This is a genomic window from Sulfuritalea sp., assembly GCF_017302275.1.
Classification (GTDB): domain Bacteria; phylum Pseudomonadota; class Gammaproteobacteria; order Burkholderiales; family Rhodocyclaceae; genus Sulfuritalea.
In genome coordinates this window covers 37,757-51,155 of the sequence record NZ_JAFLDR010000014.1, presented here as the reverse complement: position 1 = coordinate 51,155, position 13,399 = coordinate 37,757, and the positions used below count along the sequence as shown (strand labels likewise).

At 64.8% G+C, this 13,399-nt stretch carries 12 protein-coding genes; 9 read left to right on the top strand and 3 right to left on the bottom strand.

Going from position 1 to position 13,399, the window contains the following annotated elements; translation table 11 throughout:
- Positions 1-42: 42 nt before the first annotated feature.
- Both glcF and J0M27_RS09715 read left to right on the top strand, forming a co-directional pair.
- A complete protein-coding gene (gene glcF, locus J0M27_RS09720) occupies positions 43-1,284 on the top strand; it encodes a glycolate oxidase subunit GlcF (protein ID WP_294990534.1) in 1,242 nt (413 codons plus the stop codon).
- Positions 1,281-2,951 (top strand): AMP-binding protein, encoded by a 1,671-nt coding sequence (locus J0M27_RS09715; protein ID WP_294990531.1) that lies wholly within the window; start codon positions 1,281-1,283, stop codon positions 2,949-2,951. The genes glcF and J0M27_RS09715 overlap by 4 nt, the downstream gene beginning before the upstream one ends.
- Positions 2,952-3,329: 378 nt before the next feature.
- Here the strand turns inward: J0M27_RS09715 and corA are convergent, their stop codons facing one another.
- The gene (corA, locus tag J0M27_RS09710) at positions 3,330-4,430 is read right to left on the bottom strand and encodes a magnesium/cobalt transporter CorA (RefSeq protein ID WP_294990529.1); all 1,101 of its coding nucleotides are present in this window, start codon (positions 4,428-4,430) and stop codon (positions 3,330-3,332) included.
- A gap of 209 nt (positions 4,431-4,639) precedes the next feature.
- On the opposite strand from corA, the gene J0M27_RS09705 reads away from it, so the two are divergent.
- From J0M27_RS09705 to J0M27_RS09695, 3 genes are all read left to right on the top strand, one after another.
- A complete protein-coding gene (locus tag J0M27_RS09705; RefSeq protein WP_294990527.1) occupies positions 4,640-6,232 on the top strand; it encodes a Re/Si-specific NAD(P)(+) transhydrogenase subunit alpha in 1,593 nt (530 codons plus the stop codon).
- A 13-nt stretch (positions 6,233-6,245) separates the two neighbouring features.
- The gene (gene pntB, locus J0M27_RS09700; protein WP_294990524.1) at positions 6,246-7,658 is read left to right on the top strand and encodes a Re/Si-specific NAD(P)(+) transhydrogenase subunit beta; all 1,413 of its coding nucleotides are present in this window, start codon (positions 6,246-6,248) and stop codon (positions 7,656-7,658) included.
- 519 nt (positions 7,659-8,177) lie between these two features.
- Positions 8,178-8,588 carry a type II toxin-antitoxin system VapC family toxin gene (locus tag J0M27_RS09695; protein WP_294990520.1) on the top strand — a complete coding sequence of 137 codons (411 nt, stop codon included), beginning with the start codon at positions 8,178-8,180 and terminating at the stop codon, positions 8,586-8,588.
- Positions 8,589-8,888: 300 nt separating this feature from the next.
- On the opposite strand, the gene J0M27_RS09690 is transcribed toward J0M27_RS09695, so the two are convergent.
- Positions 8,889-9,161, bottom strand: coding sequence for a hypothetical protein (locus tag J0M27_RS09690; protein ID WP_294990517.1), 273 nt, complete (start codon positions 9,159-9,161; stop codon positions 8,889-8,891).
- 161 nt (positions 9,162-9,322) lie between these two features.
- Here J0M27_RS09690 and J0M27_RS09685 point away from each other — a divergent pair, with 161 nt between their 5' ends.
- Both J0M27_RS09685 and J0M27_RS09680 read left to right on the top strand, forming a co-directional pair.
- Positions 9,323-9,958 (top strand): class I SAM-dependent methyltransferase, encoded by a 636-nt coding sequence (locus J0M27_RS09685; RefSeq protein ID WP_294990514.1) that lies wholly within the window; start codon positions 9,323-9,325, stop codon positions 9,956-9,958.
- A complete protein-coding gene (locus J0M27_RS09680) occupies positions 9,955-10,608 on the top strand; it encodes an NAD(P)H-binding protein (RefSeq protein WP_294990512.1) in 654 nt (217 codons plus the stop codon). The genes J0M27_RS09685 and J0M27_RS09680 overlap by 4 nt, the downstream gene beginning before the upstream one ends.
- A 114-nt stretch (positions 10,609-10,722) precedes the next feature.
- Here J0M27_RS09680 and J0M27_RS09675 read toward each other — a convergent pair whose 3' ends face one another.
- Positions 10,723-11,007: a hypothetical protein gene (locus tag J0M27_RS09675; protein ID WP_294990509.1), complete on the bottom strand. Its 285-nt coding sequence runs from the start codon at positions 11,005-11,007 to the stop codon at positions 10,723-10,725.
- A gap of 186 nt (positions 11,008-11,193) precedes the next feature.
- On the opposite strand from J0M27_RS09675, the gene J0M27_RS09670 reads away from it, so the two are divergent.
- Together J0M27_RS09670 and J0M27_RS09665 are read left to right on the top strand one after the other, a co-directional pair.
- Positions 11,194-12,273, top strand: coding sequence for a hypothetical protein (locus J0M27_RS09670; protein WP_294990505.1), 1,080 nt, complete (start codon positions 11,194-11,196; stop codon positions 12,271-12,273).
- Positions 12,270-13,394: a HupE/UreJ family protein gene (locus J0M27_RS09665; RefSeq protein ID WP_294990502.1), complete on the top strand. Its 1,125-nt coding sequence runs from the start codon at positions 12,270-12,272 to the stop codon at positions 13,392-13,394. Before J0M27_RS09670 ends, J0M27_RS09665 begins: the two co-directional genes overlap by 4 nt.
- Positions 13,395-13,399: the final 5 nt, after the last annotated feature.

Sequence of the window (13,399 nt, the reverse complement as noted above, 5' to 3'; positions counted from 1 at the left end):
GGGCTCATGCCCTCTTGGGGCGGCCCGGCGAGGACATGGCTGATGGAAACCCACCTCGCCGATTTCATCCGACATACCACGGCCGGCCGCGAAGCCGAGGAAATCCTGCGCCGCTGCGTGCATTGCGGCTTCTGCACCGCGACATGCCCGACCTACCAACTGCTCGGCGACGAACTCGACGGACCGCGTGGCCGCATCTACCTGATCAAGCAGGTGCTGGAAGGCACCGCGCCGACGGAAAAGACCCGGCTGCACCTCGACCGCTGCCTGACCTGCCGTTCCTGCGAGAGCACCTGCCCCTCGGGCGTGCATTACTCGCGCCTGCTCGACATCGGCCGTGAAGTGGTCGAGCGCAAGGTGCCGCGCAGTGGCGGCGACGCCATGATGCGGGGGGCGTTGAAGACCCTGCTGCCGCGCCCGACCCTGTTCGGCGCAGCGATGAAGCTGGGCCAATCGGTGCGCCTGATGCTGCCCGGCGCGTTGCGCGCCAAGGTGCCGCCGCTGTCTTCGGCCGGACCGGCGCCGCACCGCGCGCACGCGCGGAAAATGATCGCGCTCGCCGGCTGCGTGCAGCCTTCCATGTACCCCAACATCAATGGCGCGACGCGGCGCGTGCTCGACAGGCTGGGCATCGAGATGATCGAGGCACGCGGCGCCGGCTGCTGCGGGGCGGTGCGCCTGCACCTCAACGAAGCCGAAGGCGCCCGCGACGACGCGCGGCGCAACATCGATGCCTGGTGGCCCCTGCTCGAAGCCGGTGCCGAGCACGTGGTGACCACGGCCTCGGGCTGCGGTACCCAAGTGGTCGAGTATGCCCACCTGCTGCAGGAAGACCCGGACTACGCGACGAAGTCGGCGCGCGTGGTGCTGGCGACAAGAGACGTCAGCGAAGTCATCCTCGCCGAGGCCGATGCCTTGAAAGCCCTGCTGGCGGCCTGTCCGCCGCTGGCGGAAGCCCAACGCCCGCTGGCATTCCACAGCCCCTGCAGCCTGCAGCACGGCCTCAAGATCCGCGGCACCATCGAGGCCCTGCTGGTCGCGGCCGGCTACACGCTGACACCAGTGGCCGATTCGCACCTCTGCTGCGGCTCGGCCGGCACCTACTCGGTGCTGCAGCCGGAAATCTCGCAACGGCTGCAGGCCAACAAGCTGCATGCCCTTAGCGCCGGACGGCCGGCGGCGATCGCCAGCGCCAACGTCGGCTGCATCGCTCACCTCGGCAGCGGCACCGAGTTGCCGGTGCGGCACTGGATAGAACTGCTCGACGCGCGATTTTCGGCATGAGCGGCATGTTTCTCGACGCGACGGCGCGCGACTGGGCGACCCTGCATTCGAGCTTCCGCTGGAACGTTCCGCCGCGCTTCAACATCGCCCAGGCCTGCTGCGGACGCTGGGCGGAAGATCGCTCCCGATTTGCCCTGTATTACGAGGACGAGGCCGGTCAAGCGGAAGCCTGGAGTTTCTGGGACATCCAGCAGGCGGCCAACCGCCTGTCGAACGTGCTGGGCGCCATGGGCGTCATGGCCGGCGACCGCGTCGCCATCATCCTGCCGCAGCGCCCGGAAACCGGCATCGCGCACATGGCCTGCTACCAGATGGGCGCCATCGCGGTTCCTGTCTCCCACCTGTTCGGCGCCGATGCGCTGGAATTCCGCCTGTCGCACGCCGAGGTGCGCGTCGCGATCATCGACGAGGGCGGATTGGAGAAGCTCGGCGCGGTGCGCGACAAGCTTCCCGACCTCAAGCACGTGATCGGCGTCGGCGGCGCGCGCGAATCCTGGGTGCGCGAATGGGCGACGCTGCTGCCGCTGGCCTCGCCGCGCTATGCGCCGCGCGACACGGGCGCCGACGATCCGGCCATGATCATCTACACCAGCGGCACCACCGGCAACCCGAAGGGGGCGCTGATCGCGCAGCGCAGCCTGATCGGCAACCTCTCGGGATTCGTCTGCTCACACGACTTCTATCCCCGGCGCGGCGACATGTTCTGGTCGCCGGCCGACTGGGCGTGGACCGGTGGCCTGTTCGATGCCCTGCTGCCGAGCTGGAATTTCGGCCAACCGATACTCGGCTATCGCGGCCGCTTCGATCCGGACAAGGCCTTCTGGCTGATGGAAAAGTACGGCGTCAGGAACAGCTTCCTCTTTCCCACGGCGTTGAAGATGATGATGAAGGCCGTGCCGCGGCCACGGGAGAAGTACGACCTGGTCCTGCGCAGCATCATGAGCGCCGGCGAGACCGTCGGCGAGACCGTCTGCCACTGGGCGCAGGAAGCCATGGGTGTGACCGTGAACGAGATGTACGGCCAGACCGAGATCAACTACATCGTCGGCAACTGCGCAGCGGTGACGCCACCCAAGGCAGGCGCGATGGGCCGCGGCTATCCGGGCCACCAGCTCGGCGTGCTCGACGATGAAGGCAACCCGGTGGCGCCCGGCGAAATGGGCGAAGTCTGCGTGCAACGCAGCTGCAACGGCGAAATGGATCCGGTGTTCATGCTCGGCTACTGGAAGAATCCAGGCGCCACGGCCGAGAAATTCTTTGGCGGCGGAATCGACGACCCCCATGCCTGGGGCCGCACCGGCGACCTGGCGAAGCTCGACGAGGACGGCGTGCTCTGGTACCAGGGGCGAAGCGACGACATGTTCAAGAGCGCCGGCTACCGTATCGGGCCGGGAGAGATCGAAAACTGCCTGGTCAAGCATGCGGCGGTGGCAAACGCCGCGGTGATCGGCGCGCCGGACGAAACGCGCGGCACCGTGGTCAAGGCCTTCATCGTGCTTACCGCCGGCGAAAAGCCCTCGGCCGAACTGGAAGCCTCCTTGCAGCAGCATGTACGGCAGTATCTGGCGCCCTACGAATATCCCAAGATCATCGAATTCATCGACGCCCTGCCGATGACCACCACCGGCAAGGTGCAACGCCGGCTGTTGCGCGGGCGGGGCGGCTAGGGTCGCCGCAGCCGGCGCCGCCCAGGACGGCTGCATCGGCCGGCGATGGTGGCCGACGAATTTCCCCCAGCTGGGGAAGCGGTTCTTGCCCTTGTCGTGCTTCCCGAAGTTGTTGGCGTAGAAGCCGGAGACCTTCGCCACCTATTCCTTGCTCAGCCGGGCATCCTTATTCGTATCCGCCGTGTCGAACTTGGCCGCGGATTTTTCCTTCATATTCCTGGCGATGTCGCCCTTGGTGCCCGGTTCGTCCTGGCGCGCCACGAAGGTCTTCGCGCCGGCATTGCCGATGCCAGGGCCGTGGTCGGGAGTATGGCGAACGCGCGCATGACTCCTCGGTGTTGATCGGGTCGAAACCGAATCGGCAAGATGGCGAGCGGATCATTCCAGCCAGCGCCTGCGCCAGAAGATGACCGACAGCGTGGTTGCCAGCGTGGCCATCATGCCCAGGGCGATGAAGAAGCCGGTGGGCAGGTCGAGCAGCGGCATGACCCTGAAATTCATGCCGAAGATTCCCGAGATCAGTGTCGCCGGCATGAAGATGATGGCGACCACGGTCAGTGCCCGTACCTCCTGGTTGACCCGGTTGCTGACGGCGGACAGGTAGATATCGAGCATGCCGGCGATCACGTCGCGATTGGCCTCCAGCGATTCGATGGCATGCACCGTGTGGTCGTAGATGTCGCGCAGGTAGGGTCGGGTGTCGGGGTGGAAAAAGCGGTCGTCGGCACGGGTCAGGCTGTTGATCACTTCGCGCAGCGGCCAGATCGAGCGGCGCAGGTTGAGCGTCTCGCGCTTGAGTTGATGCAGGGTCTGCAGCGAGCCGGGTTTTGGCCGTTCCAGCATGATGTCTTCGAGTTCCTCGGTGCGCTCGCCGATGTCCTCGAGGATCGTGAAGTATCGGTCGACGATGGCGTCGAGCAGCGAATAGGCGAGGTAGTCGGCGCCGAGCCTGCGGATCTGGCCGCGATTCTGGCGCAAGCGTTCGCGCAATGGATCGAAGCGGCCGCTGGGCCGTTCCTGGAAGCTCAGGACGAAGTTCGGGCCGAGGATCAGGCTGACCTGGTCCGAGCCGATCTGCCGGTCTTCGCCATTGATCTCGAAGAAGCGCGCGACGATGAACAGGTAGTCGCCATAGTCGTCGATCTTGGGTCGCTGGTTGGTATTGAGGATATCTTCCAGCACCAGCGGATGCAGGTTGAAACGGCGGCCGATCTCGGCCATGACGTCGGGTTCGTGCAGTCCGTGCACATTGAGCCACAGCACCGGCAGGCTCGGCTGGTAGGTTTTCGACGCTTCCAGCGAGGTGAACTGGTGTTCGACCAGTTGCGCCTCGCCGTACTCGATCAGCGAGATCGCCGCCTGCTCTGTTTTGCGCTCGCCGAGGTGGATCAGCGCGCCGGGCGCGAGGCCGACCTTTGCAGCCAGCGAGAGGCGTTTCGCGGCGCGATTGCGGCTTCGATTCGGCTTTGAACTCGTCATGGCGGGCGGCTCATACGGGGACGAAAGGCGTATCATACGGCGGCGCAACATCTGCGTGGACAGGGCGTGCGTCGGTTGCGAGTGACACGGCGAAGTTTCGGTGCGGGCCTATCCCGCTTGCATTGACATGGAATGCGGCGACCGGAATCAACGACAAGAGTGCGCGTTCGAATTAGGCGAGCATCGACGAAAAACAGAATGGGAGAATCATGGCGCTGACAATTGGAGTTCCCCGGGAAACCCTGGCCGGCGAGAAACGCGTCGCCACCGTACCGGAAGTCGTTGAAAAACTCATCAAGCTGGGTTTCAAGGTCGCCGTTGAATCCGGCGCCGGGGACGCGGCGAATTGCAATGACGACAGCTATCGCGCCGTCGGCGCCGAAGTGATCGTCGGTGCGCCGGCGCTATGGGCGGCCTCCGACATCGTGTTCAAGATGGGCGTGCCGACGACGGGGGAGGTCGGCCTGCTGCGCGAAGGCGGCACCCTGATCGGCTTCATCTGGCCGGCGCAGAATCCCGAACTGATGCAGCAGCTGGCCGCGAAAAAGGCGACCGTGCTGGCCATCGACTCGCTGCCGCGCACGCTTTCCCGCGCCCAGAAGATGGACGCGCTGACCTCCCAGGCCGGTGTCGCCGGCTACCGCGCCGTGATCGAGGCCGCCAACGCCTTCGGCCGCTTCTTCAACGGCCAGATCACCGCCGCCGGCAAGGTGCCGCCGGCCAAGGTCTTCATCGCCGGCGCCGGCGTCGCCGGTCTCGCGGCGATCGGCACGGCCGCCAGCCTGGGCGCCATCGTGCGCGCCAACGACACCCGCGCCGAAGTGGCCGATCAGGTCGTGTCGCTCGGCGGCGAATTCGTCAAGGTCGATTACGAGGAGGAGGGCTCCGGCGGCGGCGGTTACGCCAAGGTCATGAGCGAGGGCTTCCAGCAGGCCCAGCGCGAGATGTACGCCAAGCAGGCGCGGGAGGTGGACATCATCATCACCACCGCGTTGATCCCCGGCAAGCCGGCGCCGCGGCTGATCACTGCCGAGATGGTGCAGTCGATGCGCCCGGGCAGCGTGATCGTCGACATGGCGGCCGAGCGCGGCGGCAACTGCGAGCTGACCGAGCCCGGCAAGTCCGTGGTCAAGCATGGCGTCACCATCGTCGGCTACACCGACCTGGCCTCGCGCCTGGCCAAGCAGTCCTCGACCTTGTACGCCACCAACCTGTTCCGCCTCACCGAGGAGCTGTGCAAAACCAAGGACGGCAACATCGACGTCAACATGGATGACGAAGCCATCCGCGGCCTGACGGTAGTCAAGGAAGGCAACATTACCTGGCCGCCCCCGCCGCCCAAGCCTTCCGCTGCGCCGCCCGCCAAGCCTGTGGCGGCAGCGGCCACGCCCGCCGCGAAGAAAGGCGGCCACGGCCACGGCGCCGCCAGCGAACCCATGGCGGCCGGCAAGCTGGCGATCATGTTCGCCATTGCCGCCGTTCTGTTCTGGTTCGTCGGCGCCAACGCCCCCCAGGCTTTCCTTGCACATTTCACGGTCTTCGTGCTGGCCTGCTTCGTCGGCTACATGGTGGTGTGGAACGTGACGCCGGCCCTGCACACGCCGCTGATGAGCGTGACCAACGCGATCTCCAGCATCATCTGCATCGGCGCCCTGGTACAGATTGCTCCGCCTCTGGCCGGCGGCGTACCGCCGGAGCCGTGGATACGGTGGCTGGCCGTGGGCGGCATTGCGCTGACCGCGGTCAACATGTTCGGCGGCTTCGCGGTGACCCAGCGCATGCTGGACATGTTCCGCAAATAGGAGACACATAGAAATGTCTGGAAATCTGGCAACCGTCTCCTACATCGGAGCAACCATTCTTTTTATCCTCAGCCTCGGCGGGCTGTCCAACCCGGAGACCTCGCGGCGCGGCAACCTCTACGGCATGATCGGCATGACCATCGCCGTGCTGGCCACGGTGTTCGGTCCGCGCGTCACAGCGGCAGGCTACCCCTGGATCATCGGTGCCATGGTGGTCGGCGGCGCCGTCGGCCTGTATGCGGCGAAAGTCGTCAAGATGACGCAGATGCCCGAACTGGTCGCGCTGATGCACAGCCTGGTCGGCTTGGCTGCCTGCCTGGTCGGCTTCGCCAGCTACATCGACACTTCGCATCCGCTCACTGGCGCCGAGAAGACCATCCACGAGCTGGAAATCTACGTCGGCATCCTGATCGGCGCGGTGACCTTCTCCGGCTCGCTGATCGCCTTCGGCAAGCTCAACGGCAAGATCGGCGGCTCGCCGCTGCTGCTACCGGCACGCCACTGGCTCAACCTGATCGGACTGCTGGTGGTGATCTGGTTCGGCGGCGAGTTCATCAAGGCGCCCAGCATCGAAGCAGGGATGACGCCGCTGATCATAATGACCGTGATCGCGCTGCTGTTCGGCATCCACATGGTGATGGCGATCGGCGGCGCCGACATGCCGGTGGTGGTTTCGATGCTCAACAGCTATTCCGGCTGGGCGGCGGCGGCGACGGGCTTCATGTTGTCGAACGACCTGCTGATCGTGGTCGGCGCGCTGGTGGGTTCCTCCGGCGCGATCCTGTCCTACATCATGTGCCGGGCGATGAACCGCAACTTCATCAGCGTCATCGCCGGCGGCTTCGGCACCGGCGGCGGCACGCCGGCGCCCAAGGGCGACGCGGCGCAACCGGCCGGCGAAGTGGTGCCGGTCAGCGCCACCGAGACGGCCGAACTGCTGAAGGATGCCAAGAGCGTGATCATCGTTCCCGGCTACGGCATGGCGGTGGCGCAGGCGCAGCACACCGTGTATGAAATCACCAGGCACCTGCGCGAGAAGGGCGTCAACATCCGCTTCGGCATCCACCCGGTGGCGGGGCGCATGCCTGGCCACATGAACGTGCTGCTGGCCGAAGCCAAGGTGCCTTACGACATCGTGATGGAAATGGACGAGCTCAACGACGACTTCCCGACCACCGATGTCGCCATGGTGATCGGCGCCAACGACATCGTGAACCCGGCGGCGCAGGACGATCCCACCAGCCCGATCGCCGGCATGCCGGTGCTCGAAGTCTGGAAGGCCAAGACCTCGATCGTGATGAAGCGTTCGATGGCCTCGGGCTATGCCGGCGTGGATAATCCGCTCTTCTACAAGGAGAACAACCGGATGCTGTTCGGCGATGCGAAGAAGATGCTGGATGAAGTGCTGGTGGCGCTGAAGAGCTGATTGACGGAGCTTGCGTTCAAGAAAACGCCACGGCATGCCGTGGCGTTTTAATTTGGCATACGGAATATGGTGGTGGATTGGTCAAGTCGGGTACCGGCCAAATCTGGCCACTCGATGTTGAATAGTCGATGCGTGCTCCGGCCCGCCTGAACGTCCGGTTTTCGGCGAGCAACTTGTTACCTGCGCTGCCTTGACTCGGGCATGTCCGGCCGGCCGCGCTTGCGGCCACGATATGATTGCGGTGCAATCGCTCCTGCGCTAAAGTGCTAGCATTGATTGCAGTTAGGGAGATGATGCTATGGCTACCAATCTAGTGGTTCGGAACGTTGACGAGGATGTTGCCTTGGCACTGAAACAACTGGCAGCAGCTCATGGTCGAAGCGCGGAAGCCGAGCATCGCGAAATACTGAGATCAGTTTTGCAGCGCCCGAAGCGACGGTCTGTTGCCGAGATTCTCTCGAATATGCCAAATGTTGGCGAAGACTCAGATTTTGATTGCCGCAATGGGTAGGTACCCACATGTACCTGGTCGACACCAATGTCATAAGCGAGGCCCGGAAGGGGAAAAAGGCAAACCCGGGTGTTCAACGGTTCTTCCAGGCAATCGAAGCTGAAGACCTCTATTTGTCCGTGCAAACCATCGGTGAGCTTCGACGAGGCCTGGAGAATATCCGGCATCGTGGCGATCTTCCGCAAGCCAGAAAGCTAGAAACTTGGCTCGACCTGGTTGTCACGAGCTACGCTGATCGGATATTGAGTTTCGATGACGAATGCGCTCAGGTATGGGGCCGCCTGATGTCGCCCCGTCATGAACATCCAATAGACAAGCAGATCGCAGCCATAGCGTTGATACATGATCTGACGGTCGTAACCCGAAATGTCGATGATTTCCACGGAACCGGTACGATAACCAGCAACCCCTTCGTTTAACAATTTCAAGTCCCAATTCAAAGGCAGCTTTCAGGCAACGCGTGCGTCGCCCATGGGCGCTTATGCGGTCGTAGCAGAAACACGATCCCAAGCCGCCATCCCGGCCGCGTTCAGGGAACGCGAAAGTCATACTGACCGGAACCGTGCTGACTTTGTTGCGCCCCCCACATTCACTTACAAACTGCCTCCCCGCCTTGCAGTTTCGTGGGCGGCTCCAGGCACGGCGCTGCGTTAACTTGCTCATCAGCATGTCGCTCATTCAGGGCGCGCGATTGACAAGGGGAAGCACATGAAAACTGCCTAACATGTTTCGTCCGTTGCCGTCGTGCTGGTTGTGCTGTTTTCGACGTCATTCTTCGCCGACAGCGGTCGCGTTCGCTTCCGGATCGGCGATGTCTCGATCGGCGTCGGCATCGGTCCGCCGCCGGCGCCAGGAGTCGGGTACGTTCCGGTCGCCGTGCCGGGCACTGGGAGCAGCGCGGCGATCGCTGGTACCTGGAGCCGCCGCGCCGGGTCGTGCGTGCGTACCGGCACCACGACTACGAAAGCCGCTCGCGACATGGCGATGACCATGATCGCGGCTCCACGGATCGTCGCGTTGGGTGGCACGAGTGATCCGGAGGTATGGCCAGGTAACGCCACGATGGCGGCCGTTATCGGTCTGCCTTCAAAAAGTCGGCGCTGCCGGCACGGCGAGCGGGTAAGCTTCGCCCATTCCAGCGGAGAGCCAGACGATGACACTCGATCCGGAAGCCGTTCAGCAGATTGTCGAGCGCACGCTTGGGCATTACCAGAGCCGCGCCGAGGCATTCTGGGAGGGCACGCGCAACCACGACGTGGCGCAGAATATCGACGCCCTGCTGCGCCACATTCGCGGCGCGCCGCCGTTCACGCTGCTCGATTTCGGCTGCGGCCCGGGACGCGACCTGCGCGCATTCGTGGAGCTTGGGCACCGGGCTATCGGCCTGGAAGGGGCGCAGGCGCTGGCGGAGATGGCCCGTAGCCACAGTGGATGCGAGGTCTGGCAGCAGGATTTCCTGCACCTGCTGCTGCCGGTGGCCCACTTCGACGGCATCTTTGCCAACGCCTCGCTGTTCCATGTGCCGCGCCAGGAGTTGCCGCGCGTGCTGCGCGCCTTGCGCTCGACGCTGAAACCGGGCGGCGTGCTGTTCAGTTCCAATCCGCGTGGCGAAAATCAGGAGAGCATCAACGGCGACCGCTACGGCGCCTACTATGACCTTTCGACCTGGCGCGGCTATCTGGTAGATGCCGGCTTCGCCGAACTGGAACATTACTACCGGCCCGCCGGCCTGCCGTGCGAGCAGCAACCCTGGCTTGCGAGCGTCTGGCGCCGCGCGGAGCCGGCATGACCCGGGCTCTGCGGCTGATGCTGGTCGGCGCCAGCGGCGAAGTGGGACGGGAGGTGCTGGCGCAGGCGCTGGCGGACCGGCGTGTGGCCGAAGTCGTGGCCCTTACGCGGCGTCCGCTGCCAGCTGCGAAGAAGCTGAAAAATATCGTGGTCGATTTCGACCGCTTGCCCGAGGACGCCAAATGGTGGGCGGTTGATGCGGTGGTGTGCACGCTGGGCACCACCCTGCGCGCGGCCGGGTCGCGGGCGGCCTTCGCCGCGGTTGACCGTGACTTGCCGTTGCGCATCGCACGCCTGGCGCGGGCGGCGGGCGCGACGCGTTTCGGATTCAACTCGTCGCTTGGCGCCGACGCCCGGTCAGGCAACTTCTACCTGCGCACCAAGGGTGAAGCCGAGGAGGCGATCCGCCAGCTTGGCTATCCCGGCTACGTCATCCTGCGTCCGTCGCTTATCGATGCGGATCGGGCGGAAGGCCGTTCCGGCGAGCGCCTGGCCCTGACTTTCGCGCGCGCCTTGGCGCCACTGATTCCGCGCCGCTGGCGGGCCGTGACGCCGGCAGCGATTGCGCGCGCCTTGCTCGATGGTGTGCTGTGCGCGGCGCCGGCGTCTCGGGTGGTCGAATCCGAGGCGCTGCACGCAGATGGGGGGTGAAACTCCTGGCTTGCCGGGTTTCCCCGGGGTTAGTCGTTGCCGAGCGCGCGATCCGGATGAAATGGAATGAAAAAAGCGGGCCGGAGCCCGCTTTTTTCATTCAGAACGCTGGAATTACTTCTTTTCAGCCTTCTTGCCTTCCATGCCGGACATGCCGGACATGCCCTTCATGTCCTTCTTGCCTTCCATGCCGGACATGCCGCTCATGCCGGACATGCCCTTCTGGTCCTTCTTGCCTTCCATGCCGGACATGCCGGACATGCCCTTCATGTCCTTCTTCTCTTCCTTCTTCTCCATCTTCTTGTCGTCCTTGGCGGCGGCGGCGTGCGAGGCAGCGAACGAACCAGCGGAAACGGCGGCAAAGGCGGCAGCGATCAGGATCGAAAGTAGCTTGCTCATGTGTAAACTCCTAAGGATTATTGGAAAGCGTGACGCCCGTTTGGCGAGCACGGACATTTAACGCCTATGCCTTTCGCCAAGTTGACCCGTGTTATCGACATTTGCGCGCTTGTTTTGATTGCGGCAGTGTCGTTGCTTGCTCCGGCCGTCGATGCTGCACCGCGTAAACCGACGACCGATGCCGAGGTGATCGAACGATTGCCGGTCCGCGCCAATGACGGCACGACCCGGGAATTGGCCGGATTGCGCCGTGCGCAAGCTGCGGCGGGACACAATCCGCAGCTCGCGGCGCAGCTGGCCGAGCGCTACTTCGACCTCGCCATGGCGCGCGGCGACCCGCGCTACGTGGGCTATGTCGAGGCAGTAGTCGCTCGCTTTGGCGAACCGCTACCGCCCTCGCTGAGGGTAATCCGGGGCCTCGCGCGCCAGTATCGGCATGATTTCGTCGGTGCGCTCGACGATTTTGCCGCTGCCCTGGCGCAGGATCCGGATCTCGCCACGGCCCACGCCTGGCGTGGGGCGATCTTCCTGGTTCAGGCCGATTATGTTGCGGCGCAACGGGAATGCGAGGCACTGCAACGCCTGGATCGTGCCGTCTTGTTTGGCGCTTGCACTGGTTTGGTGCAAGCCTACGGCGGCAAGCTCGAATCCGCGTATCAGACCCTGCAGGCGGCGCTGGCGAAAGCGGGCGATCCTGGCAATCGGCTCTGGTTGCTGACCCATCTGGGCGAAGTCGCCGACTGGCGCGGCAAACCGGAATTGGCCGAAAAGCATTATCGCGACGCCCTCGCCCTGGGTCGCGAAGACGTCTATCTGCTCGCCGCCTGGGGCGATTTCCTGCTCGATGCTGGCCGGCCACAAGACGTGCTCAAGCAACTGGCAGGCTGGGAGCCGTCCGACAACCTGCTGTTGCGGCTGGCGGAGGCCGAAGCGGCGGTGAAGGGCCCCAACGCGGCACGCCTGGCGCAGATGCTGGACGATCGCTTCGCCGCCGCCAGGCTGCGCGGCGATACGACACACCAGGCCGAGGAGGCCCGCTACCAGTTGCGCCTGCGCGGCAACGCGAAAGAAGCCTTGCGTCTTGCCGCCGAAAATTACCGCGTACAACGCGAACCGCGCGACGCCCGCATCCTGCTCGAAGCCGCGATTGCGGCCGGAGACGGCGCAGCCGCGCAGGCCGTGCGCGACTGGCTGGCCAGCAGCGGCTTCGAGGACGCGCGATTGCGACGCCTTGCGCAAGAGTCGGCGCTGGTGACACGGCGATGATGCGGCGCTGGTGGCTGCTGGCCCTGTTCCTGCTGTTCTCGGCTCCAGTCCTGGCGCACAAGGCCAGCGACAGCTACCTGATGCTCGACTTCAAGGGCAGGGAGGTGTCGGGGCAGTGGGACATCGCGTTGCGCGACATCGATTTCGCGCTCGGGCTGGATGCCGACGGCAATGGCGAGATCACCTGGGGCGAACTGCGAGCGCGCCATGCCGACATCGCGGCCTGGGCGCTGGCCCGCCTCGCGCTGCAGCGTGGCGGTGAATGCAGACTGGAGGTCGCCGACCATCTGGTCGATGAGCACACCGACGGCGCCTACGCGGTGCTGAGCCTTTCCGGCACCTGCCCGGCTGGCGGCGGCGACCTGCAGATCGACTATCGCCTGCTGTTCGATCTCGATGCACTGCATCGCGGGCTGTTGCGGCTGGGGCTGGACGGCACCTCCCAGACGGCGGTGTTGGCGCCGCAACGCGCGCAGCAGCAGTTCGCCGCGGCCGAAATCTCACGCCTGGCCCAGTTCGGGCAGTACCTGGTCGAGGGCATCTGGCATATCTGGATCGGCTTCGACCACATCCTGTTCCTGCTTTCGCTGCTGCTGCCGGCCGTATTGGTGCACGAGGCCGGGCGCTGGCGCGGCGTCGGTCGCTTCCGTGAGTCGCTGGTCGAGGTACTGTGGGTGGTGACCGCCTTCACGCTGGCGCATTCGATCACGCTTTCGCTGGCCGCGCTCGGCCTGATCGAACTTCCTTCGCGGCTAGTCGAATCGGCCATCGCCGCCTCAGTGGTACTGGCCGCCGCCAACAATCTCAAGCCGCTGGTCGAGCATCGGCGCTGGATGGTCGCCTTCGGCTTCGGCCTGATCCACGGCTTCGGTTTCGCCAGCGTGCTGGCCGAACTGGGCTTGCCGCAGGAGACGCTGGTGCTGTCGCTGCTAGGCTTCAACGTCGGCGTGGAAATCGGCCAGCTGGCGATCGTCGCGGTGTTCCTGCCCTCCGCCTGGTTCCTGCGCCAGACGCCTTTCTACCGGCGCGGCATCTACCTCGGCGGGTCGGTGCTGACGCTGGTGATCGCGCTGGTATGGTTCATCGAGCGCGCGTTTGACCTCAAGCTGATCAGCGCCTGACGCGA